At 42.9% G+C, this 24,190-nt stretch carries 15 protein-coding genes and 1 pseudogene; all 16 read left to right on the top strand.

The features are described 5' to 3' along the window. The first annotated feature begins 96 nt into the window (after positions 1-96). Positions 97-2,199, top strand: a complete 2,103-nt coding sequence (locus tag ACTWPM_RS11680) for an RNA degradosome polyphosphate kinase (RefSeq protein ID WP_443133215.1) — start codon at positions 97-99, stop codon at positions 2,197-2,199. Positions 2,200-2,457: 258 nt separating this feature from the next. Then, positions 2,458-5,277 carry a 2-oxoglutarate dehydrogenase E1 component gene (locus ACTWPM_RS11675; RefSeq protein ID WP_443133235.1) on the top strand — a complete coding sequence of 940 codons (2,820 nt, stop codon included), beginning with the start codon at positions 2,458-2,460 and terminating at the stop codon, positions 5,275-5,277. Then, positions 5,264-6,610 carry a 2-oxoglutarate dehydrogenase complex dihydrolipoyllysine-residue succinyltransferase gene (gene odhB / locus ACTWPM_RS11670; RefSeq protein WP_443133214.1) on the top strand — a complete coding sequence of 449 codons (1,347 nt, stop codon included), beginning with the start codon at positions 5,264-5,266 and terminating at the stop codon, positions 6,608-6,610. Before ACTWPM_RS11675 ends, odhB begins: the two co-directional genes overlap by 14 nt. A 111-nt stretch (positions 6,611-6,721) precedes the next feature. Beyond that, entirely contained in the window at positions 6,722-7,012 is a 291-nt protein-coding gene (locus tag ACTWPM_RS11665; protein WP_443133213.1) for a hypothetical protein, read from the top strand. Positions 7,013-7,039: 27 nt separating this feature from the next. Further along, a complete protein-coding gene (yidC, locus tag ACTWPM_RS11660; RefSeq protein ID WP_443133212.1) occupies positions 7,040-7,783 on the top strand; it encodes a membrane protein insertase YidC in 744 nt (247 codons plus the stop codon). Between the two features lie 163 nt (positions 7,784-7,946). Next, positions 7,947-9,110 (top strand): sporulation protein YhbH, encoded by a 1,164-nt coding sequence (yhbH, locus tag ACTWPM_RS11655; RefSeq protein WP_443133211.1) that lies wholly within the window; start codon positions 7,947-7,949, stop codon positions 9,108-9,110. Between the two features lie 877 nt (positions 9,111-9,987). After that, complete coding sequence (gene helD / locus ACTWPM_RS11650; RefSeq protein ID WP_443133210.1) at positions 9,988-12,318, top strand: RNA polymerase recycling motor HelD; 2,331 nt, start codon at positions 9,988-9,990, stop codon at positions 12,316-12,318. Positions 12,319-12,514: 196 nt separating this feature from the next. Then, positions 12,515-13,386 (top strand): annotated as a pseudogene (locus tag ACTWPM_RS11645) (RNA-guided endonuclease TnpB family protein). Positions 13,387-13,547: 161 nt separating this feature from the next. After that, positions 13,548-15,059, top strand: a complete 1,512-nt coding sequence (locus tag ACTWPM_RS11640) for a potassium/proton antiporter (protein WP_443133209.1) — start codon at positions 13,548-13,550, stop codon at positions 15,057-15,059. Positions 15,060-15,281: 222 nt separating this feature from the next. Beyond that, positions 15,282-16,094, top strand: a complete 813-nt coding sequence (gene proC / locus ACTWPM_RS11635) for a pyrroline-5-carboxylate reductase (protein WP_443133208.1) — start codon at positions 15,282-15,284, stop codon at positions 16,092-16,094. Positions 16,095-16,207: 113 nt separating this feature from the next. Further along, positions 16,208-16,687 carry a PH domain-containing protein gene (locus ACTWPM_RS11630; RefSeq protein ID WP_443133207.1) on the top strand — a complete coding sequence of 160 codons (480 nt, stop codon included), beginning with the start codon at positions 16,208-16,210 and terminating at the stop codon, positions 16,685-16,687. Then, positions 16,677-18,155 (top strand): PH domain-containing protein, encoded by a 1,479-nt coding sequence (locus ACTWPM_RS11625; RefSeq protein WP_443133206.1) that lies wholly within the window; start codon positions 16,677-16,679, stop codon positions 18,153-18,155. The genes ACTWPM_RS11630 and ACTWPM_RS11625 overlap by 11 nt, the downstream gene beginning before the upstream one ends. A gap of 130 nt (positions 18,156-18,285) precedes the next feature. Next, positions 18,286-19,578 carry an NCS2 family permease gene (locus ACTWPM_RS11620; protein WP_443133205.1) on the top strand — a complete coding sequence of 431 codons (1,293 nt, stop codon included), beginning with the start codon at positions 18,286-18,288 and terminating at the stop codon, positions 19,576-19,578. A gap of 711 nt (positions 19,579-20,289) precedes the next feature. Then, positions 20,290-21,825, top strand: coding sequence for a spore germination protein (locus ACTWPM_RS11615; protein ID WP_443133204.1), 1,536 nt, complete (start codon positions 20,290-20,292; stop codon positions 21,823-21,825). Continuing rightward, on the top strand, positions 21,800-22,906 hold the full coding sequence (locus ACTWPM_RS11610; protein WP_443133203.1) for a GerAB/ArcD/ProY family transporter: 1,107 nt from the start codon (positions 21,800-21,802) through the stop codon (positions 22,904-22,906). Before ACTWPM_RS11615 ends, ACTWPM_RS11610 begins: the two co-directional genes overlap by 26 nt. Further along, positions 22,903-24,021, top strand: coding sequence for a Ger(x)C family spore germination protein (locus tag ACTWPM_RS11605; protein ID WP_443133202.1), 1,119 nt, complete (start codon positions 22,903-22,905; stop codon positions 24,019-24,021). Before ACTWPM_RS11610 ends, ACTWPM_RS11605 begins: the two co-directional genes overlap by 4 nt. Positions 24,022-24,190 lie beyond the last annotated feature (169 nt).

Below are 24,190 nucleotides of genomic sequence, written 5' to 3'. Positions count from 1 at the left end.
AATATCGTGTTTACTAAAACTTAACATGGCATTAATACGCTGTATAAAATGACATACTAGTGTGGACGTGAGACTACAATGTAAAGGGTGTGGAACATGTCGAAGAGTAACGAAATAATAGAACTAGACAATCCTCTTTTTTATAACAATCGAGAACTCAGCTGGCTTGCTTTTAACGAACGCGTGTTAGAAGAAGCCATCGATACCGACAACCCTTTGCTTGAGCGGCTGAAGTTTTTAGCTATATGCTCTTCCAATCTGGATGAGTTTTTTATGGTCAGGGTAGCCGGCTTGAAAGACCAGGTGAAAGCCGGATTCAACAAGCCTGAGAATAAAGCAGGTCTTACACCGAAACAACAGCTGGCTAAAATTGCAGATATTAACCACGATATTGTTGAAAAGCAGTATGCGACATTTCAAGCTATGAAACCGGAACTGGAGAAGGAAGATATATCAATTCTATCCATAGAGGATTTGACCAAGGATGAGATCAGTAATCTGGAAACATATTTCAATGAGGAGATCTTTCCTGTATTAACTCCTATGGCTGTAGACGCCTATCGTCCTTTTCCGATGCTTTTAAACAAGTCTATTAACTTGGCTGTGGTGATTCAGGATGCGCTTGATCCTCATGATAACGAAACCAAAACAGCAATCGTGCAGGTGCCGGCCGTATTGGATCGATTCGTGCAGGTGGAACATGATAAAAAGTATCAGTACATTCTGCTTGAAGAGATTATCAGCCATTTTATAAATAAACTGTTCAAAGGGTATCAGGTGAAATCAATTACGGAGTTTCGGATCACCAGGAATGCGGATATGACGATCCATGAAGAAGGGGCAAGGGACCTTCTTAAGGAAATAGAGAAAGAATTAAGAAAAAGAAAATGGGGAGCAGCGGTCAGGCTTGAAGTGAGAAGTGGGAAGTATGATGACAAGGTCGTCCGTTTCTTGTTAAAGGTTCTTGAAATTCATAAAGATGATTTGTATATTACAAATGGTCCACTTGACCTTACATTTTTATTTAAGTTCCATAAAACATTCTCGGATATTAAAGATCATTTAATGTATGAAACCCTAATGCCTCAGCCCCCGCGTGATTTAGAAGGGGAAGAAGATATATTTGAAGCGGCTTCACACCGTGATCTATTCCTGCATCATCCTTACGAATCGTTTGAGCCGGTGGTTGATTTTGTTGCCGAAGCAGCAGATGACCCCTATGTTCTTGCTATTAAACAGACGCTTTACCAGGTCAGTGGGGATTCTCCAATCATCGACGCTTTGAAACGGGCTGCAGAGCAAGGGAAGCAAGTCACTGTATTAGTAGAATTGAAAGCGCGCTTTGATGAGGAAAATAACGTGCAATGGGCTAAGGAACTGGAAAAGGCAGGATGTCACGTCATTTATGGAATGACCTATTTAAAGACGCACAGTAAGATCACGCTTGTGGTGAGAAAGAAGAAAGATAAAATAGAGCGTTTCGTTCATCTGGGAACAGGGAACTATAATGATCAAACAGCGTCCTTATACACGGACATGGGGATTATCACATCTAAACGAAAATTTGGAATTGATGCTACAGACTTCTTCAACTATTTAAGCGGCTTTACAGAAAAGCCGAAGTATCATCACATTTCCATGGCCCCGTTTGATATTCGTAATGACTTCATCCGGTACATTAATAATGAAATCCGTTTCCAGAAACAGCACGGTAACGGCCGGATTATTGCCAAGATGAATTCATTAACGGATAAGAATTTAATAATGAAGCTCTATGAAGCCTCGCAGGCTGGCGTTCAAATTGATTTAATTGTACGCGGAATCTGCTGCTTACGCCCTGGTATCAAAGGGATTAGTGAAAACATTCGCGTGATTAGTATTGTCGGACGTTTCTTAGAGCACAGCCGCATTTATTACTTCCACCATAATGGTGATGATCGAGTGTTTTTGTCCTCCGCCGATATGATGACGAGAAACATGGTAAAACGTGTGGAGCTTTTATTCCCAATTCACGAGCCTGGAGTGAAAAGCCGTTTACAAAGGATATTATCAGTCATGTTAAGTGACAATGTAAAGGCCAGGGAACAGCAGAACGATGGAACATACCGTTACGTTGAAGCTCCAAAAGGTGCCGAACGAATTAACAGTCAAATGAAACTTTATGACATGGCATACCGCGTTCTCGAAGACGAAGAGTGACAAATTCATATCACTTTACTGGTAAAAAGTGAAAAAGGCGTACCAAAGGGTGCGTCTTTCTTGTTATAATATAAATGTTGGTAATTGAAAAAATAACCGAAATTTGTTGAATACTTATGCGTTTCAATTCTATAATGGTATTTGGACTTGGAAACGTTTACGAAGAAATTAATTACATCCAACAACTACTTGGGGGTATTACACGTGTCTAATTTAGGCTCCAATGAAAGATTCTGGGAAAATTTCCATGGCCCCAATATGGGCTATGTCGAAGAACAGTATGAATTATACGAAGAAGACCCTGAAGCTGTCGACCCTTCTTTAAAAGAGGTATTCGATGAGCACGGGGCACCTCAATGGATGAAAGAGGGGGACACACAAAGCACCAGTGCTTCTCATACATCAGAAGTAGATATCACAAAGGTCACCTCAGCACTGAAACTTGTTGAGGCTATTCGTCGTCATGGGCATCTGCGGGCTAATATTTATGCCGTAGGAAGTGATGAGCGTCCTAGCACCAATCTACTGGATATTGAAACCTATGGTCTTACTGAAAAGGACTTAGAGAACATTCCGGCTAAGTGGGTGTGGCCCGACTCACCGCTGCGACTGGATAATGCCCTGCAGGTCGTCAAGACTTTAAAAGAAAAATATGCAGGTACCATTTCTTTTGAATTCGGGCATGTGAATAATGAAGAAGAGCGGAAATGGCTCCTCGACAAGGTCGATACTGGTTCCTTCCATGTCTCTTTTTCCAATGAAGAAAAGAAACAGCTTCTGCGGCGTTTAGCCCAAGTGGAAGGTTTCGAAAACTTCCTGGCTAAGACATTCGTTGCACAGAAACGTTTCTCTATCGAGGGTCTGGACGTTATGGTTCCGATGCTTGATCACATGATTCAGTCGGCTTCTAACGATAAGATCAAAAATATTATGATGGGTATGGCACACAGAGGGCGCTTAAATGTGCTCGCTCACACTCTAGGAAAGCCTTACGATCGAATTTTCTCTGAATTCCATCATTCTCCTGATAAGGAGCTGATCCCTTCTGAAGGCTCTACAGGGATCAACTATGGCTGGACCGGAGATGTGAAGTATCACTTCGGAGCACGGAGAGAAATCGGGAATGGCGAGCAGTCAGCAACCCGAGTGACATTGAGTCACAACCCTTCCCACCTTGAATACGTAAATCCTGTAGTGGAAGGCTTCACGAGAGCAGCTCAAGACGACCGCTCTAATCCTGGATATGCAGAGATGGATGAAGATGAAGCGTTTGGTTTGCTCATTCATGGAGATGCTGCGTTTATCGGAGAAGGAGTCGTAGCTGAAACCTTGAATATGAGCGATCTGCCCGGATACCGAACAGGCGGCACGCTTCATATTATTGCCAATAACCTGGTCGGCTTCACAACTAATCGGGAAAAAGGGCGCTCCACCCGTTACGCAAGTGACCTCGCTAAAGGATTTGAAATCCCTGTCGTACACGTAAATGCGGATGATCCTCTCGCGTGTATGTCAGCAATGGCCCTTGCTTATGAATATCGTCAGACCTTCCATAAAGACATCTTAATTGACTTGGTGGGTTATCGCCGTTTCGGCCATAATGAAATGGATGAACCGCGCGCTACTCAACCTCGTCTCTACAAAGAGATTGATGAGCATGCAACTGTGGCTTCGATTTATGAAGAGCAGCTTCGTAAAGAATCCGTCGTTGAAGAAGGCACGCTTGAGGATATGAAAAATGAGATTGAAAATGAATTACGTGATGTTTACAACAACATGAGCGAACATGAAACAACCACTCCTGACGTGAAAGATCGCCCAAGCGGTGTTGAACGAACACTGGACGAAATTGAGACTGCGGTTGATATAGATCGTCTGCGCTCATTGAATGAAGGAATGCTTAAACGTCCAGAAGGATTTAATGGATTTAAGAAACTGGAAAAAATTCTTCAGCGCCGAAGTAAAATGCTTGAAGATGGACAAAAAGTGGACTGGGCTACTGCAGAAGCCCTTGCTTTTGCATCAATACTGGAAGATGGAAGACCGATTCGTCTTACAGGTCAGGATACAGAGCGCGGAACGTTTGCACACCGCCATATGGTCCTTCATGATGTAGAAACGGGAGAAACCTACTGTCCGCTCCACGGCTTAGAGCAGGCAAATGCGTCGTTCGATATTCATAACAGTCCGCTTTCCGAGGCTGGGGTACTTGGTTTTGAATATGGTTACAGCGTTCAAGCTCCGGAAACTCTCGTCCTTTGGGAAGCTCAATTTGGAGACTTCGCCAATGCAGGACAGGTTATTTTTGATCAATTCATAGCGGCCGGCCGAGCGAAATGGGGCGAACAATCCAATATGGTATTCCTCCTTCCTCATGGGTATGAAGGACAAGGACCGGAACACTCCAGTGCCAGGCTGGAACGTTTTCTTCAATTAGCTGCAGAGAACAACTGGACGGTAGGCAACGTGACCTCTTCTTCTCAATATTTTCATTTATTGAGAAGACAAGCTGCCATCAGCACGGAAGAGGAAGAACGTCCGCTTGTATTAATGACACCAAAAAGTCTACTTCGTAATCAAAGAGTGGCGGTTGAAGGTCACTACTTTAGTGAAGGTAAGTTCCAACCAATCATGAGACAGCCGGGACTAACTAAAGAAGATGATAAAGCTAAAGAAAAAGTGAAAACCTTGCTTCTAGGAAGCGGGAAAATTATGGTTGATATAGAAGATACGGTGGAAAAAGCAGAAGATCATTCTTTTGAAACAATCGATGCCGTCCGTATTGAGCAAATCTATCCATTTCCAAAACAAAGTCTAAAAGAAATTCTTGAAACGTATCCGAATTTAGAGGAACTCGTTTGGGTTCAGGAAGAACCTCAGAACATGGGCAGCTGGTACTTTGTAGAAGGAATCTTGCACAAACTGCTTACAGGCAGTCAGATTCACCGTTACGTAGGAAGACCACCTCGTGCGTCGCCTTCTGTAGGTGAACCAAATATTCATAAGACCGAGCAAAATCGTATAATTCATGAAGCGCTACAGATGTCTAAAGGAGGAAAATCAAATGAAGGAAATTAAAGTTCCTGAATTAGCTGAATCCATTACAGAAGGTACGATTGCCGAATGGCTTGTTCAAAAAGGAGATCAGGTTGAGAAAGGTGATCCTATCCTTGAACTCGAGACAGATAAAGTAAACGTCGAAGTAAACGCTGACGCAAGCGGTGTTATTTCGGAACTTCTAAAAGAAGCTGGAGATGACGTAGAAGTAGGGGACGTTATCGCTAAAGTTGATGAAAACGGGGAAGCCGGCGGAAGTTCGGAAGAAGAATCTTCCAGTGAAGAAGAGGAACAAGAAGCTTCTGAGGAGAACAAACAAGCTCAGGAAGACCAAGACCAACAGCAAGAAACAAAAGAGTCCAAACAACAAGAAGAGTCTAAAGCCGACAAGGATCAAGGCTCAAGTGATGAGGATAAAAAAGAAGTCATCGCTACTCCAGCGGCTCGTAAACGAGCGCGTGAACTTGGAATTAACTTGAGTGAGATTTCTGCGAGAGATCCACTTGGCCGCATCCGTCCGGAAGATGTAGAAGAAGCAGCTCAAGGCGGAGGCAAGCAGGAACAAAAGCAGGAAGCTAAGAAAGAAGATAAAAAAGAAGCTCCTAAAAAAGAGAAAAAATCAGAGCAGAAAAGTGAAAAAACTGAGTTTGAAAAGCCGGTGGAACGAGTTAAAATGTCCCGCCGCCGTCAGACGATCGCGAAGCGTCTCGTAGAGGTACAGCAAACTTCCGCGATGCTTACCACGTTCAATGAAGTCGATATGACGAATGTGATGAACCTTAGAAGTCAGCGTAAAGAATCCTTCCAGAAGAAGCACGATATCAAACTAGGATTCATGTCTTTCTTTACGAAGGCTGTTGTAGGAGCACTAAAAGAGTTCCCTCTAATCAACGCAGAAATTCAGGGCAATGAAATTGTCATGAAGAAATTCTATGATATCGGCATGGCTGTATCTACGGATGAAGGTCTTGTTGTGCCCGTTGTCCGCGATGCGGATCGTCTGGATTTCGCAGGAATTGAAAAAGGAATTGCTGACGTAGCAACGAAAGCCCGTAATAAAGAATTGCAGCTGGAAGATCTGCAGGGTGGTTCCTTTACCATTACAAATGGAGGTATTTTCGGATCCATGCTTTCAACACCGATCTTGAATTCTCCGCAAGTCGGTATTCTAGGACTGCATAACATTGAAAAGCGTCCGAAGGTTATGCCGGATGATACAATCCAGGCTCGCCCTATGATGTATATAGCTCTTTCATACGATCACCGGATCGTGGATGGTAAAGAAGCTGTACAGTTCTTGAAGAGAATTAAAGAAATGATTGAAGATCCTTATGACCTATTGCTAGAAGGATAATCATTAAACCCGCCGGGAACGACTCCCGGCGGGTTTTTTATGATAAATTGAAACTTTCATGTTAGGATAGACGTATGTTTAACGTACTAAGTATTAAAAGGGATTGAAATTATGGCAATGATAATAGAATTATTTGATGGATCATTCGATTTATTGTTTTTGTCTTTATATATTACTTTGCTTGCCGGCATAGCTTTTGAAGCCATGTGGACTCATATGGTTTCGGGAAATTTTTTATGGCTGCATTCACGTGATGTTCTGTTTCAGGAGGATAGTAAGGCATGCTCTCTTCAAGAAACGTCTGTTTTTATCACTGATGATTTAGTTCATTGGATTCAACGGACGGTTGCCAGAAAAGATGACGATGGAGACGACGATCACTTCCTCTTTGTTCGTGCTTAAAGATACGAATAAAGAGGAGGACTAAACTTGAAAAAATGGATAAGCTTATTTTTGATCAGCAGTATATTTTTAACGGGTTGCGTACCGAAAGAATCAGGGAGCGGAGGCGGATTCTTTAGCCAATATTTCGTTCAGCCCTTCATCGAAGCCATTACCTTTATTGCTGAGCTATTCGGTGAAAATTATGGCATCGCGATCATAATAATTACCCTCGTGCTTAGAATAATTATTATGCCGTTCATGTTAAAGACGTTTAAAAATAGTCAGGACATGCGTGGGAAAATGGATGCTGTGAAACCTGAAATAAATGATCTTCAAAGTCGGTTAAAACAAGCATCCAGTCAGCAAGAGAAGAAAAATATCCAGACTAAAATGATGGAGCTATACAGGAAAAATGAAATTAACCCGCTAAATATGGGGTGCCTGCCTATCATCTTGCAGATCCCAATCTTTGCGGGAATCTATTATGCCATCCGAAGCTCGGAAGAAATCGCAACCCATTCCTTTTTGTGGTTCGATTTGGGGCAGACAGATCTAACCATGGCGATCATTGCCGGGATTCTTTATTTCATCCAGTATAGAGTGTCTCTTATTGGAATGCCAGAAGAGCAGCGGAAGCAGATGAAGTGGATGGGACTGTTATCTCCCGTTATGATTTTGTTCATATCGATTTCCTCTCCGTCAGCTCTTCCTCTCTATTGGGCGGCAGGAGGGGCCTTTCTCGTGATTCAAACACTCATTTCTAAAAAACTTTATACAACCCCTGCATGACGTAAAAAGCCTTGTACAGCTTCTGTGCATGGCTTTTTTGTTTTGGAGCATATCGTAAGGCCAGGCCAAATAATCAAAAAATTCACACATATTTTATTATGTTTCATCCATTTCGATGGACCTGCATACGATAGAGTAATACTCGGTTAGGAGGGAGAAAAACATGGATGAAGAGAAGAGTTTCGTAATCGCCGAAGACGACTGGTCCCTCCATCGGAAAGGCTACGACGATCAGAGGCGACACCAGGAAAAAGTTAAAGATGCAATGAATAAACAACTGCCGGATTTGATTACCGAAGAGAACATTGTAATGTCGAATGGGAGACGTGTCGTCAAGATACCAATACGTTCGCTTGATGAATATAAAATCCGTTACAATTATGAGAAGAATAAGCATGCAGGACAAGGCGATGGTGATAGTGAAATCGGTGATGTGGTAGCACAGGAGCCGCAATCCAAAGGAAAGCCTGGTCAAGGTGATGGTGCCGGCGATCAAGCTGGAGAAGATTTCTATGAAGCTGAAATTTCGCTGGCAGAGCTCGAGGAGGCATTTTTCAAAGAACTGACGCTGCCGAACCTGGATGAAAAAGAGAAGGATAACATTATTCAAACGGACATTGAGTTTAGTGATATACGTAAAACAGGTTTAACAGGCAATATTGATAAGAAGAGGACGATGCTGGAAGCTTACAAACGTAATGCCCTTGGAGGCGAAGCTTCGTTTAACCCTATCTTTCCAGAGGATATACGCTATAAAACCTGGAACGAAAAAACGAAGCCGGAATCAAAAGCAGTTGTAATTGCGATGATGGATACAAGTGGTTCCATGGGTCAGTGGGAAAAGTACATGGCCAGAAGTTTCTTTTTCTGGATGAACCGATTCTTAAACAAAAATTATGAGACTGTGGATGTAGAATTCGTAGCACATCATACGCAAGCAAAAGTGGTTAAGGAAGAAGATTTCTTTTCTAAGGGCGAAAGCGGAGGAACGATTTGTTCGTCGGCCTACCGGAAAGCTCTCGAATTAATTGAAACTAAATATTCACCGGATCGCTATAACATTTACCCGTTCCACTTTTCAGATGGGGATAATTTAACATCAGACAATAAGCGTTGCTTAGCTTTGATTGAAGAGCTGCTGGAAGTTTCTCAGATGTTTGGATATGGAGAAGTAAACCAGTACAATCGATCATCTAGTTTGATGCAGGCTTACAAAGGGATTGACCACCCTAAGTTCCGTCATTACATTTTAAGAAGAAAAGCAGATGTTTTTCACGCGATGAAACAGTTCTTCAGTGAAGCCACACCAGAAGAGATCGTGAATTAAAAAAGAGCCAGGTAAAGGCTAATCTTTACCTGGCTCTTTTGATTGTGCCTGTACTAAATTTCGATTGTACTAGAGGTAAGGGAGTAGTAGAATTATTTAATAAGCTGTCTGGAAAATAAATGAAATGAATATTTAATCATATATGACGCCGAGGATTAGCACAAACCTCTGTATTAATCCGCATATTACACAATAGGGCCGGATTGTGGAAAACTCAGATTCGAGATATTGAGTGGAGAAAGGGGCTCCAGTGCAGGGCTCGCTTTCCGCGGCCCTGCACGACGCAGGGTCGTTCGACGTTGCCACAGGACGTGGCAATTTTAGTCGAACATCCCTTGTGGTGAGCTTCCTCGGGCTTAACAGCCCTGCGGGATCTCACCGATCATGTTCAACCCGCAGGAGTCTTCGCCGTTCCCTTCCGCCCCTTTGCGATTATTGAGAGCTCGGAATCCTCTGCATAAACGCCTTCCAATGAACAAGTATAACCTAGGATCCTCACCGGGGTTTACGTGGGTATAACTGTAGGAATCCTATTATACAAGCATTTTGAGGCAGATTCAGAATGACTTCTACCTCCTATAGCAGGGTCCGTGATTCAAAATCATCTCGGGTTGGTGGGGAAATAGCGAGACTCCCGTGGGAGAAGAAGCTAGGCGAGACCCCACAAGGAGCGATAGCGACTAAGGAGGCTTGCCAGTTTCCCCACAGGAAAGCGAGTTATTTCCCCGCCAGCCCTTCTCAATTTAACGTAACGGGCCCCGATTATCTCGAAACTGGGTCTTACAGTAACGGAAGCTTTTCTAATACAGCAATCATAAGTAAGGGTTCTTTGGCTGCTGACAATAGTTTTTTTGTGCAAAGGATAGGAGTGGATAAGATGGATGAAAACCATTATGAATGGCAGCAGGAACAGAAAAGAATAGAGGATGTTAAACAGATTCTGGGTGAAAAAAAGCAGAAAATAATCGAAGACAATAAAGAATTGATGGGAGATATTATCGAACTGCGACAGGGGTTTTGGGATGATGTTACCGTCAATATGGATGAACCCGACGATGTAATTGAAACATACGCAAGTATTAAACAGCAGGCTGAACTATTGTCAGAGAGGGAGAGAAGCTACGGACAGTTTCATAAACTGGTAAAGCTGTATGGGCGTCAGGAGGACTCTCCTTATTTCGGAAGAATTGACTTCCAGGAAGAAAACGGTGAGATAGAGTCGATTTATATAGGTATTGGTTCATTGATGGATAAGAACAAGGAAAACTTTCTGATTTATGATTGGCGGGCGCCAGTGTCGAGTATGTATTACGATTATGCTCCCGGCCCTGTTCATTATGAAACCCCTGAGGGTGAAGTGACAGGGGAGATGGAACTGAAAAGGCAATTCATCATCCGCCGCGGCTCTCTTCAGGGAATGTTTGATACAGGACTCACGATTGGAGATGAGCTGCTGCAGCACGTTCTTGGCGGAAATGCCAGCTCCCAAATGAAAAGTATAGTAGCTACAATTCAAAAAGAACAAAATCAAATTATACGCTATGACAAGAATAAAATGCTGATTGTTCAGGGCGCAGCTGGAAGCGGAAAGACATCCGCAGCTATGCAGCGCATTGCTTATCTGCTCTATCGATACAGAACGTCTATAAGTGCAGATCAGATTCTGTTATTTTCACCAAACCATATGTTTATCAGTTATGTGGCTTCGGTTCTTCCTGAACTTGGTGAGGATAACATGCGGCAGACCACATTTCAGGAGTATGCGGCTGAACGGCTGGATCGGGATTTTAAGCTGGAAAGTCCATTTGAACAGCTGGAGTATCTGCTGTCTGATCAAGACAGCCAGGGGCTTGAAAGCAGGGTAACGGCAATTCGTTTCAAAGCAGCATTGGATTATAAAAACCTTCTGGATGGATATGTGAAGGGATTAACCGAGAAAGGGATGAAGTTTAGGAATATCACCTTTCGAGGTCAGACAATCGTAAGCGCAAAAGAGATTCACCAATACTTTTACAAATTAACAGGGCGTATTCCCAACCGGATAGAAAGCGTCAAAGTGTGGCTGCTGGATAAACTGGAAGCTCTTCAGTTAGCAGAACAAAAGAAAGATTGGCCAGTCGAAGAAGCTGCTTTTTTAGCCAAGCATGAATACGTGGAAACATTTAAGGAGCTTGAAGAGAATAAGGAATTCAACGAAGATACTTTCGATGATTTTGAACGGGAGCAGCAGCTGCTTGCAAAAAGAATCGTGGAAAGAAAAATGCGGCCTTTAAGAAAAAAAGTAGAACAGCTGAAGTTTATTCAGATGAGAAGGTTGTATGAGCAGTTTTTTGATGTGGCCCCCGTTCCTGACACGATGAGTGAAAAGGAATGGAAGGATATTGGCCGCGATACAAAAAAAGCGCTGAACAAGAAATACCTGTATGCAGAAGATATTACACCTTACCTATACTTACAGGATCAGATCGAGGGCAGGAGTGTAAACACCGTTATCCGTCATCTATTTATTGATGAAGCGCAGGATTATTCTCCGTTTCAAATTGAATTTATAAGGAATTTATTCCCTAATGCTCGCTTCAATTTGCTCGGCGATTATAACCAGGCGATTCATAACCTTTATACCAAAGCTCCGAGTTTATTAGAAGAAGGGGAAGAGAGAGAAGAAGACCTGAAGGTGGAACATTTGTATTTAATGCGGAGTTATCGTTCAACTAAGCCAATTGTGGAATTTACGAAGAGCATTCTGCCTGAAGGCGAGAAGATTGAAGCATTCAATCGAGAGGGACAGAAGCCGCGTGTCCATAAGAAAGCCAATTCGGAAGAGCTCATGAAAGCTATCCTGGAAACTATCCAAACACGGCAGGATGAAGGTCATGAAACCATTGCTCTTCTGACGCGGACGAAACAAGAGGCTATAGATTTGCATGCCCGCGTGGAGGATCATTTATCTACCCGCTTAATCTATAAAGAATCACAATCCTTCGAAAAAGGTATTCTTGTTCTTCCTGGATATTTAGCCAAAGGAATTGAATTTGATGCCGTGATATTACCCGAAGTATCTCGTAAGACCTATTATAAAGAGGAAGAACGGAAACTATTATATACAGCAGCAACTAGAGCGATGCACGAATTGGATTTATTTTATACGGGAGAAGAGATTAGTCCATTGCTGCAATCGGTACCTGAAGATTTGTATGAGAGAAAATAAGCGAACAGCTTCTGCATGGCAGAGGCTGTTTGTTTAGCATTTATCGGCAGAAGCCTCCCTCTTCAAGCACTGTGTCGAAGACCGGTGGTAAGAGGGAGATGAATGCCGTCGCCTTCAGGCGAAGGTTTTCGTTTTCTATTCTTAAGGCTATATGCTATACTAAAACGAGAACATATGTTCCTGTATAGAGGTGGAAATGGTGACGCACAAAGCTTATAAATTTCGCATTTATCCTAGTAAAGAACAAACAACGTTAATTGCTAAATCCATCGGATGTTCACGTTTTGTGTTTAATCATTTCCTCTCCGAGTGGAACAATGCTTACAAACGTTCTGGTAAAGGTTTGTCTTATGCAAAATGCAATAAACAACTGACACAAATCAAACAAGATTTCCAATGGTTAAAAGAAGTTGATAGTACAGCTCTGCAAAATTCCTTGTTGATACAAAAGTCGAGAGACTTCCTAAAACCAACTCCTCTGTGGGTATTGATCTCGGATTGAAAGACTTCGCTGTTTTCTCGAATGGCACCACCTATGAAAACCCACGATACCTACGTAAGACAGAAAAGAAACTAGCAAAAGCTCAACGTATCCTTTCCCGAAGGGAAAAGGGATCTTCGAATTGGCATAAGCAACGGATTAAAGTAGCCAGACTCCACGAAAAGATTACGAACTCCCGCAAAGATTATCTGCATAAGATTTCTACCGAAATCATCAAAAACCACGATGTGATCGGGGTAGAAAATCTCCAAATTTCCAATATGCTCAAAAACCGAAAACTATCCAAATCGATTAGTGATGCGAGCTGGTCGATGTTCACGTCTATGCTCGAATACAAAGCAGAATGGTACGGAAAACAATTGATACCCGTATCGAAAATTTTTGCGAGTTCGCAATTGTGTTCCTTTTGTGGATACCAGAACGGTGAGGTGAAGAATCTCGCTGTTCGAACGTGGGATTGCCCGAATTGCGGCAGCCACCACAACCGCGATCTAAATGCGAGCTTCAATATATTGAAGGAGATTCAAAGGATCCTTCCAACCGTCGGGGCGACGGGGCTAGCCTAATCATTTGAACGAACCGTTAGGTTTGTGCTCTTAGGAATCACCCTACTTCAAGGAGCTTCATCGAGTAAGTGGGGTAGTTCAAATAAGGTGAATTAGTAGGGAACGGAGGTAGTGTATTGCTATAATGAACGATAGATGTAATGGAATAAAGGAGATTAACAATGATACAGGAACTGCTTGAATCGGACAAGTTTATTATGCTAGTGGCTTTATTATTAATTACCAGTATTCTCGTAACCAAGTTCTCAACAAGACTAGGGGTACCTTCTCTTGTCTTGTTTATTGCCGTAGGAATGCTTGTGGGGAGCGATGGGCTCGGGTTAATTTATTTTGATAATGCAGAAGTGGCACAGCTGGTCGGTGTATTTGCCTTGATCATTATTTTATTTGAAGGCGGAATGCAGACGAAATGGAAAAATATACAGCCAGTAATTGGCCCGTCGGTGACGCTTGCAACTGTCGGTGTGCTACTTACCACAGGGCTGGTAGGGGTAGCAGCAAGGTACATATTGGGCTTAGGCTGGGTAGAAGCCATGCTGCTCGGTGCGATCATTGGATCCACGGATGCGGCGGCTGTGTTTGCGGTTTTAAAAGGAAAAAATGTAAGAGACAAACTGGAGGCTACACTCGAAGCCGAATCGGGAACCAATGATCCTATGGCTGTATTTTTAACCATTGCGTTCATTCAAGTTTTAACAACGGGAGAAGCGGAAATTCTTCAAATGATCGGTTCATTCTTCTGGCAGATGGGAGCTGGACTGCTCATTGGGGTTCTCGTAGGGTATGTCGGAAGTTTCAGTTTGAACCGTATTAATCTGGATTCGAGTGGGTTGTATCCTTTATTTGCACTCGGATTTGCTTTTTTAGCATATAGTGCGAGTTCACTTGTGCAGGCGAGCGGATTGTTAGCTGTATATGTAGCTGCCGTGTTGATAGGTAATGCAGAGTTAGCTTATCGGTACTCGATTCTGCGTTTCCATGAAGGGTTCGGCTGGATGGCTCAAATTGTGATGTTTATTATTCTAGGGCTGTTTGTTTTTCCAACCGACGTCTTTACTCTATCGGTCATGATCGATGGTCTGCTTATAGCTCTTTCTCTGATCTTAGTTGCCCGTCCGTTGGCTACATTTATCAGTCTCGCCTTTTTCTCTTTTAGTATAAAGGAGAAACTATTTCTTTCATGGGCCGGACTGAGAGGAGCAGTTCCCATCGTCCTGGCAATATTTCCGATGCTTGCCGGAGTAGAGAACAGTCAGTTGATCTTTAATGTGGTCTTTTTTACAGTTCTGACGTCCACGCTCTTCCAGGGATCGTCGATTACATGGGTAGCGGAGCGTTTTAAACTGGTTTCAGATAAGCTCACTAATCCAATTCATTCTCTAGAATTGATTTCAATCGGGAAAGCGAATGTGGAATTAATGGAATTTGATGTAATGGAACGTAACCAGGTGGTAGGGCAGACACTTGAGAATATCGAATTGCCTGACCGTGCCTTGATTAATGCCATCATTAGAGAAGGAGATGTGATCACTCCATATGGTCAAACGGAGATTAAAGCAGGAGATACTCTCTATATTATGGTTTCACGGAGCAGCAAGAAAGAAGTGAAGAAATTGTTGCAGGCTGTTAAAGCAGGAGAGAGTGCTGTGAACCACGAAAAAAGCCGAGCTTAAGGCAGCTCGGCTTTTCTCGTAGCAGCTATGATATTTTGGGTCGTTCGCTATGATATGAAGAATACAATTATAATTATAGGTAACTTGACCGCATTTGTAAACCTTTTCCCTGGAAAACATGAAATATTTACTAGTTCTTTACAGAAATTCAATCGAATTGGATCGACAATTGTTATGTAAGAAAATATCCTATACAATGGAGAGAATAAGGAGGAATGCCCGGTGGATAAAAAAATTGGATTTATTGGCTGCGGCCAGATGGGGCAGGCTATGATCCAGGGAATGATTGATGCTAAATTGATGAAAGCAGAAAACATAGCAGCAACAGCTCTCTCGGATGAAACCATCGACTTCGTCTCTGACGAATATGGAATTCACATATCAAACGACAACAAGCAGCTAGCGCGTGAAAGCGATTTATTATTTCTAGCAATTAAACCTTACATTTATCATGGAGTTATTCAGGAAATCAAGGATGAAGTTCCTCCGGACACCGTTATTGTTACGATTGCAGCGGGAATTACACTGGATGCAATCAAAGAAGCATTCGGCCGTAACGTGAAGGTAATCCGTTCGATGCCAAACACTCCTTCTCTTGTTGGAGCAGGAATGAGCGTGTTATGCCCTAATGATTTCATTACAGACGAAGAACTAGCGGATGTAATGGAAGTCTTTGAAAGCTTCGGGGAAGCAGAAATTATTGAAGAAAAACTAATGGATGCAGTTCCTGCGATCAGCGGTTCTTCTCCAGCCTTTGTTTACATGTTTATTGAAGCGATGGCTGACACAGCGGTCCAGCAGGGCTTTCCTAGAGATAAAGCTTATAAAATTGCCTCTCAGGCCGTTCAGGGGGCAGCGAAGATGGTTAAAGAAACAGGCAGACATCCAGGTGAGTTGAAAGATGCTGTATGCACTCCTGGCGGTGTAACGATTGCAGGAGTGACAGAACTTGAGCATTCCGGCATGCGCAGTTCAATTATTCAGGCAATGGAAGCTTGTACGAAGAAGTCAAGAGAATTGTCAAAAGGTGAATAGATTTCACAGAAGCCAGATATGACATGCTTGTCGTGTCTGGTTTTTTAAAAGGATACGAAACTTTTGGATTCAATATTTCGTATCTAGGATAGACGGATCGAGGAGGTATGTTTATGTGGAGAGAACCGGCTCAGCGCATTTCTGAGCGAGCTTTGTCTTTATGGCGGATTTACGGAGCCATTCAGGCTGGCATTACACTGCTTGTCAGTATAGCAGTCGGAGGAGCCGTATATTTTTGGAACTGGCCAGAGTGGCTGCTCGCAATTGCGGCTAGCATTATTTTAATTGAGTTGATTCTCTCGGTTTGGTTAATACCTGACCTGAGGTGGAAACGCTGGCGCTATGAAGTGACCGAACAGGATATCGAGCTCCAGCACGGAATTTTTATTATTCAAAGAACATTGGTGCCTATGGTTCGTGTTCAGCATGTGGATACGGAGCAGGGACCGTTACTTAGAAAGTATCGTCTATCAACGATTAGTATCTCCACAGCAGCTACGGTACATAAAATTCCTGCTCTTGATGAACAGGAGGCTGAGGAACTTAGGCGTTCGATATCCTCTTTAGCAAGGGTGGCTGAGGATGATGTATGAACCAAAACGTCTTCATCCAGTATCTGCGGTTATTAATTTTGTGAAAGGATTAAAGGATGCTGTCCTTCCGATTATCGCGCTTATCTTCCTGAACGGAAATATATTCAGCGGGGAAGTAGAATGGATCCCTTTTCTAATAACGATTGGTTTTCTGTTATTAGTCTTAGGCGGAGGGGTGATCCGCTGGCTACGCTTCACCTATCGGGTCGAGCAGGGAGAACTGCGGATTGAGCATGGATTAATCCTGCGAAAAAAGCGATATATTCCTTTTCATCGCATTCAAAGTTTAGACTTCTCAGAGGGAATTTTTCACCGGCCTTTTAACTTGGTGAAGGTATCTATTGAAACAGCCGGGTCAAGTGATCTTCAGAAGGCGGAAGCTGAGCTGACGGCGATCAAGCGCGAAGATGCAGATGAATTAGAAGCCATTATATCGAGGGAAAAGAACAAGCGTACGACAGATGAAGAAGATGTAGAAGAAGAACGTATGGTCTCCAGCAGGGAAAAAGTATATGAGATGCAAATGAGAGACCTTATTGTAATGGCCATTACTTCAGGAGGAGCTGGGGTCGTGCTATCGGGGGTAGGCGTGTTTGCCTCCCAGCTCACTGAGGTTCTTCCGCTAGGTACGATTTACAGTGAAGTCCTCGCCTGGCTTCGCATCGGGGTGCTCGTGGTCGCGTTTGCTGCATTCGTCATCTTGTTGATTGCCTATGGCATATCGATCCTTCTTACCATCTTCCGCTACGCCAACTTCAGCGTTTTTCTTGATGCGGATGACCTGGTGATTACACGGGGATGGCTTGAGAAAAAACAAATGACCATTCCATTAAACCGAATTCAAGGCCTTAGAATTGATGAAAATTTAATCCGTCAGCCGCTTGGCTATGCGTCGGTCACCCTGGTCAGCGCAGGTGGAGCCATGCAGCAAGGTGCCGAGCATCAGCTTCGGCTTCTTCCACTGATTAAAAAGAAAGAAATCGAAGAGGTATTGCATCGGATGATCAGCGATTATGATCTGGACGTAGAATGGAATCGGCCGCCAGCTAGATCAAAGCGGCGCTATATCCTCCGTCATTCCTGGTTCGCCTGGGCAGCTGTCATTCCGCTCAGTATATTCCTGTTTCCATATGGACTGCTCGCTATTGTCGCGGCTTTGGCTTTTACAGGTATTGGTTTATTAGCCTTTAAAGATGCAGGATGGAACCTGTCTGACCAGCAATTAGCATTGAAGAGCCGCTTCATTAATAAGCAGACGTTTGTTATGAAAAGGAAACGAATCCAGTCTGCCGAGGTTACTCAGACAATCCTTCAAAAGCGGGTGGATCTGGGAAGTATTCGTGTAACTTTGAAATCCGGTGTCGGTGGAGCTGTCGCGCGCTGTTTTTATTTAGAGCAGCAAGACACTCGACAGATGATGGACTGGTATCGTCCGAATAGCACAGTTGAAAAAAGGTCTGACCTCTAGGTTCAGACCTTTTTTATGTAAAAAAATCGTTAAAACACGAACGTTAAAGTAAAATCTATTGATTTTTGTTCGTTTTCATCTTATGATTAGAAACGTTGTGATTTTACAAGCGAGACAGGGGATTTATAGTATGAAGAAATTATTTAAATTAGAAGAAAACCATACGAATGTAAGAACTGAATTATTAGCCGGAATTACCACGTTTCTCACGATGGTGTATATCGTGGTGGTGAACCCGGGGATATTGGAAGCGGCTGGTGTTCCATTTGAACAAGTATTTATGGCGACGATCATAGCTGCTATTGTTGGAACATTAATCATGGCCTTTGCGGCCAACTACCCGATTGCCATCGCTCCTGGCATGGGGATGAACGCTTATTTTGTAACGGAGGTTATACAACAGGATGTCAGTTACTCCGTCATCCTTGGGACTGTATTCTTAGCAGGTATTCTATTTGTCATTCTTAGTCTGACAAAACTTCGGGAAACCTTAATTACCGCAATACCTGCTTCCTTAAAATATGGAATCACCTCAGGAATTGGTTTATTTATTGCCTTTTTGGGGCTGCGTATGTCAGGGATCATCGTAGCAAGTGAAGAAACACTGGTGACACTTGGAGATTTGACTGCTCCGGGTACATTGCTGACCATTGGTGGCTTGTTCATTACTTTGATCCTTATTGCCCGTAACGTTACAGGGGGCTTGTTTATCGGAATGGTGATTACCGCTGTGGTTGGATACTTTACCGGTCAACTTGAGATCGGTGGAGTCATGTCTGTACCGCCAACTCCTGTATTCTGGGATATGGATATTGCCGGAGTATTCACCAATAGTTTATATACGGTTATTTTTGCGTTCTTGCTCGTTACGATTTTTGATACAACAGGGACGATGGTTGGGGTTGCTGAGCAGGCCGGATTCATACGTAAAGATGGCAGTCTGCCCCGGGCAAGAGCAGCGCTAATGGCTGATGCTTCCGCCACTACGGTGGGGGCCATGTTCGGAACCAGTCCATCATCCGCTTACATTGAATCTTCCTCAGGAGTAGCTGCGGGGGGAAGGACTGGACTAACAACAGTAGTTGTTGCTGGTTTATTCCTGCTTTCTATGTTCTTTGCCCCGCTTGTTGGAGCTGTTTCAGGACTGCCAGCTATTACAGCGCCGGTACTGATTATCGTCGGGTGTTTTATGATGGAAGGACTGGCTAAAGTAAACTGGACATCCTTTGATGATGCCTTCCCTGCTTTTATTATTATTCTGACTATGCCACTTACATCCAGTATAGCTACTGGGATTGCGCTTGGTTTTATTACGTATCCCGTTTTAAAACTGGTGATGGGAAAAGGAAAACAAGTACACTGGATTCTCTATGTATTTGCGATAATCTTTATCTTGCAAATGGCCTTTTTTCCAGGTCATTAATTCAAGCTCTCTTTTAACAATCCATGTTGATATTAAAGTATAGCTCCCGTTTCTTTAAGACTCAGTTTCGAGATAACTCGGGTCCATTGCCAAAAAAAGAGTGGGGCGGCTACGGAAACAACTCGCTTTCCTGCGGGGGAACTGGCAAGCCTCCTCAGTCGTTACCACTCCTTGTGGGGTCTCGCCTCGCTCCTTCTCCCGCGGGAGTCTCGTCGTTTCCTCCGCCACCCCAATGATATCTAGTGAACGGACCCTGCTATAGAAGACAGGAGCCAAGCTGTATCTGCCTCAAATGCTTCTATAACAGGGTTCCTACACTTAAACCAACAGTAAAAATCGAGGTGGATTATAGATGATCCTCGTTCATTGGAAGGCGATTACGCAGAAAATTTTCGAGCTCTTAATGATCGCAAAGGGGCGGAGGGGAACGGCGAAGACTCCTGCGGGATGAACATGATCGGTGAGATCCCGGAAGGCGAAGCCTGAGGAAGCTCACCACAGGCCCGCGGAAAGCGAGCCGTTCCCTGGAGCCCTTTCTCCACTCAATATCTCGAATCTGAGTCTTCAACTATCCGGCCTTTTCCTTTAATAAGCATCTTATGAAAATCAAAAACCAGGTGGACGGTTATTCGTTCATCTGGTTTTTTTGTGTAATGGAAAATTTGTATAAAGAATGCCTATATGTGGAAGCCTAATTGCAGGTGATGCTAAATGGGATTTCTAAGAAAATTATTTGGAAATAGAGATAAAATTGAGGATACGAGCAATAAAGGTCAAGACCAACAACCAAAACAGCCGAGCTCAAAAAAACTGTCGGAAAACGTAGAATATCTCTTAAATGAATTTAAGAGAACCGATGATTTGAAAATACGAGCCATGAATAATGGACAGGCGGTTCTTATGTACTTTGAGCCGCTTGTGGATCAGGAGAAAATCCAACAGAATATTTTTACCCCTCTCGAAATGGGGCATGTCGAACATATATCAGAAATCCCGAACGCCAGAAGCTCTGAAAATCTGGAAGAGATGATCCCTACACTGCTGCGCGGTCATGCGGTTTATATGGAAGACGGTAGCTCCACCATCACACGTTTTAATGTGACTTCGGTGTTTAACCGAAACGTGGAAGAACCTCAAAATGAAAAAATTGTCCGCGGATCGCATGATGGATTTATTGAAAATTTAATGATTAATCTGAACCTTATCCGGAAGAAGATTGAACATCGGGATCTGGTGGTCAAATATTTTAAAGTTGGAAAGAAAACGAATACGAATATCGCCATCGTTTACATGGACGGCATTGCGGACCCGGAGATTGTTCAAAAGCTGGAAAAACGTATTAAATCGATTAGTGTAGACATGATTCAGAGCCCTGGTTATATAGAAGAATTCATTGAGGATAATCCGTACTCTCCTTTTCCGCAAATGCTGAATACAGAACGCCCTGATAGGGTTGTCGCGAATATTATGGAAGGCCGCATTGCCTTAATGGCTGAAGGAAGCCCGACGGCATTAATTGCTCCTTCGACGTTTTTTATGTTTTATCAGGCTTCGGATGATTATAATGCCAGATGGTACACGGGTACATTTGTACGATTAGTGAGATTAGCCAGTTTTATGATAGCCGTGGGAATGCCTGCTTTTTATATTGCTATTATCAGCTTTCACTACGAAGTGCTCCCCGATGAACTGCTGCTGCCTGTAAAAAGTTCTATCAATGAAATTGCTTATCCTCCGTTACTGGAAGCATTAATAATGGTCGTCATTATTGAATTAATACGAGAGTCGGGGATTCGGCTTCCGTCGCCTGTTGGACAGACGATCGGGATTGTGGGAGGTCTTGTGATTGGGGATGCGGTTGTACGGGCAGGACTTGTATCCAATTTAATGGTCATCGTAGTTGCCTTGACAGCGATCGCCTCTTTTGTGGTTCCTTCTAACGAATTAAGTACAACCTTAAGGTTAATGACCTTTCCATTGATATTCCTCGCCGGAACGTTTGGTTTTATAGGAATTGTTTTTGGTTTTCTTTTTTTAACCGTTCATTTAATCAGACTTGAGTCGTTTGGAGTTCCTTACTTTGCGCCAGTAGCGCCGCTGAATTTCAACGATTTGAAAGACACTTTTGTCAGGCTACCCCTGTTTATGATGAAGAAGCGGCCTAAAGATGCCCATCCATTACAAGAAAAAGCTATGGGGGAGTCAAGGGAGTGGGTGCAGAATGAGCAAGATGACAATAACCAATAAACTATCCCGCCGCCAATATTTCTTTATTATCGTTCAAACAGAAATTGGAGTGGGGATCCTGTCCCTGCCCTATGATCTCCATTCCCAGGCTAAACAGGACGGCTGGATTTCTCTTTTAATTGGCGGTGTGCTGCTGCAAATCGTATTGCTGGTTATCTGGCTCATTGCAAAGCGTTATCCTGATAAAGACTTTTTCCAGATTAATGAAGCTGTTTATTCTAAGTGGCTGGGAAAAGGAATCTCTTTATTGTATGTGGTGTATTTTTCCATGGTGGCTATGGTTATTCTTCTAATATTTGTACGTCTGATTAGTCTCTGGGTACTTCCGCAGACTCCGTTTTGGATTTTGGCTCTCTTGATGATTCTGATCTGTTTATACTTAGCGTCTGGAGGCCTTAACGCAATAGCCAGGTTTTATACGTTCGTCTCAGTTCTCCTGATCATTCTAATCGCTTGTGTCCTTTATGCTTTAAAAGACACACAGATGGTGTTCCTTTTTCCAATTCTGAATTCTGGCTGGATGCCTGTAATAAAAGGAGCGAATGAAGCTGTACTATCTTTTTTCGGGTTTATTATCAGCCTGGTTATTTACTCGAAGGTAGAAGGGAGCCCTGCGCAGAGACTGCGAACCATTTTTTATGCCCACTGGTTCGTTGTTTTGTTTTATCTATTCACAGTCATCGTAAGCTTTACATTCTTTAGTACCACCGAGATGAGTTTCGTCCAAGAACCCTTGCTATATATGCTGAAATCATTTGATCTTGTCATTGTCGCAAGACTTGATCTTTTCTTTTTATCCATATGGGTCGTTAATGTAGCTACTACCTTAACGACGTATGTATATATGACAGGTCTTGGACTGGCTGATGTATTCGGAACCAAAAAAACAACATTGGTTTACACCATTGCCGCCCTCTTAATTTTGATCCCGCCTATGTTTATTGGATATAACATGGAAAGAGTTGATCAATTTAATAATTTTGTTGTATGGCTCGGTTATACCTTTTCCGTAGCGTTAGTGTTTATCCTTTACTTTGTCAGCGTACTCAGGGGAAGTTTCAAGAAAGGTGGATCATCATGACTAGGAAGTGGATATGTATTTTATCTTCTCTCGTGTTATTAACCGGCTGCTGGGATACGAGACAATTTAAAGATATAAAACTGGTACTTTCCATTGGATTTGATCAGAATGAAGATGGCGGAGTAATAGAGACCGTTTCTATCCCAACTGTCAAAAGAAGTACTGAAGGTCCAACCAGTGAAACAGTGCAAATCCTTACTACGGAAGGGCACACTCCACGGGAGGCTCGCGATCATACTGACCAGATGATAGCTAATACGTTCGACCCTTCCAAGGCAAAAGTAATCCTAATGGGCGAAGAACTCGCTAAAAATTCCATCCAGCCGATCTTTGACCAGTTTTATCGCAACCCGAACAATAACTTAAATGCGTATATAGCTGTGGTTGAAGGAAAAGCTGAAGATGCAATTCGAATAACCCCTCCCAATGAACCTGGAGTAAGTAAATATGTCAGCGGGTTACTGGAAGGTCAGACCATGGCCACTCATTCTACGGGAGAGAATATTGAAGTCCTGCATGGCGAGATGCTCGAGCCGGGGATTGATTTTGCTGTTCCTCTGTTAAGTGTAAAAAAAGAAGAGAATCTGCTTAACTTTGAGGGCCTGGCTTTGTTTCATAAAGATGCCTATACAGGGAAGTTTATTCCTAACCACCAGACTACTTTACTGATGTTACTTGAGGGGATAAGAGGGAAGGTAGCCAGTTTCACATTAAAAGTAACTGATGAAGAAGAAAACCCGATAAGAAACTACCTTACCTTCCGTGTGATGAGGAACCGTCATGATATGAAAATAAAGGTTGAAAATAATCAAGTGACGGCTGATATTACTATGAAACTAAAAGTGAGAGTGGTTGAATACCCGAGAGACCACTTGACCTCTAAAAAAACCATTAAGGAACTGAATAAAAAATTATCGGAATTGCTGACAGAGCAATCTGAGGAGATTATAGCCACTGTTCAAGGAGCAAATAGTGATGTCTTTCAAATTGGCCGCAACGTTGAATCTTATCACCCTGAGTATTGGAAAAAAATTAAATGGGAAGAAGAGTTCCCTAATATCACCATTAACCCAATTGTAGAAGTGGATATTGTCCAATATGGAGTGATCAGTTAATAAAGAGGCTTGCAGACCGAGGCCTATTCTGAATTTGTTGGTTATTCTAAAGCAAAATAGATATCCAAATACCTGCTGACTTAATTGTGGGCAGGTGTTTCTGCATCCAGTACATATTTTCAGAGGTTTGAGCCAAACTACTCCTGACTAGAACATAAAGGAGCGAAAA

This window comes from Halobacillus sp. K22 (genome assembly GCF_052246795.1).
Lineage (GTDB): Bacteria > Bacillota > Bacilli > Bacillales > Halobacillaceae > Halobacillus.
The sequence above is the reverse complement of the archived record's forward strand: the minus strand, read 5'-3'. Positions and strand labels throughout refer to the sequence as shown.

Bases quoted from the DNA above. Each gene is read 5' to 3' on its own strand.
- ACTWPM_RS11680 (WP_443133215.1), top strand. From the start codon at position 97: ATGTCGAAGAGTAACGAAATAATAGAACTAGACAATCCTCTTTTTTAT.
- ACTWPM_RS11675 (WP_443133235.1), top strand. From the start codon at position 2,458: ATGGGCTATGTCGAAGAACAGTATGAATTATACGAAGAAGACCCTGAA.
- odhB (WP_443133214.1), top strand. From the start codon at position 5,264: ATGAAGGAAATTAAAGTTCCTGAATTAGCTGAATCCATTACAGAAGGT.
- ACTWPM_RS11665 (WP_443133213.1), top strand. From the start codon at position 6,722: ATGGCAATGATAATAGAATTATTTGATGGATCATTCGATTTATTGTTT.
- yhbH (WP_443133211.1), top strand. From the start codon at position 7,947: ATGGATGAAGAGAAGAGTTTCGTAATCGCCGAAGACGACTGGTCCCTC.
- helD (WP_443133210.1), top strand. From the start codon at position 9,988: ATGGATGAAAACCATTATGAATGGCAGCAGGAACAGAAAAGAATAGAG.
- ACTWPM_RS11640 (WP_443133209.1), top strand. From the start codon at position 13,548: ATGATACAGGAACTGCTTGAATCGGACAAGTTTATTATGCTAGTGGCT.
- ACTWPM_RS11630 (WP_443133207.1), top strand. From the start codon at position 16,208: ATGTGGAGAGAACCGGCTCAGCGCATTTCTGAGCGAGCTTTGTCTTTA.
- ACTWPM_RS11625 (WP_443133206.1), top strand. From the start codon at position 16,677: ATGATGTATGAACCAAAACGTCTTCATCCAGTATCTGCGGTTATTAAT.
- ACTWPM_RS11620 (WP_443133205.1), top strand. From the start codon at position 18,286: ATGAAGAAATTATTTAAATTAGAAGAAAACCATACGAATGTAAGAACT.
- ACTWPM_RS11615 (WP_443133204.1), top strand. From the start codon at position 20,290: ATGGGATTTCTAAGAAAATTATTTGGAAATAGAGATAAAATTGAGGAT.
- ACTWPM_RS11610 (WP_443133203.1), top strand. From the start codon at position 21,800: ATGAGCAAGATGACAATAACCAATAAACTATCCCGCCGCCAATATTTC.
- ACTWPM_RS11605 (WP_443133202.1), top strand. From the start codon at position 22,903: ATGACTAGGAAGTGGATATGTATTTTATCTTCTCTCGTGTTATTAACC.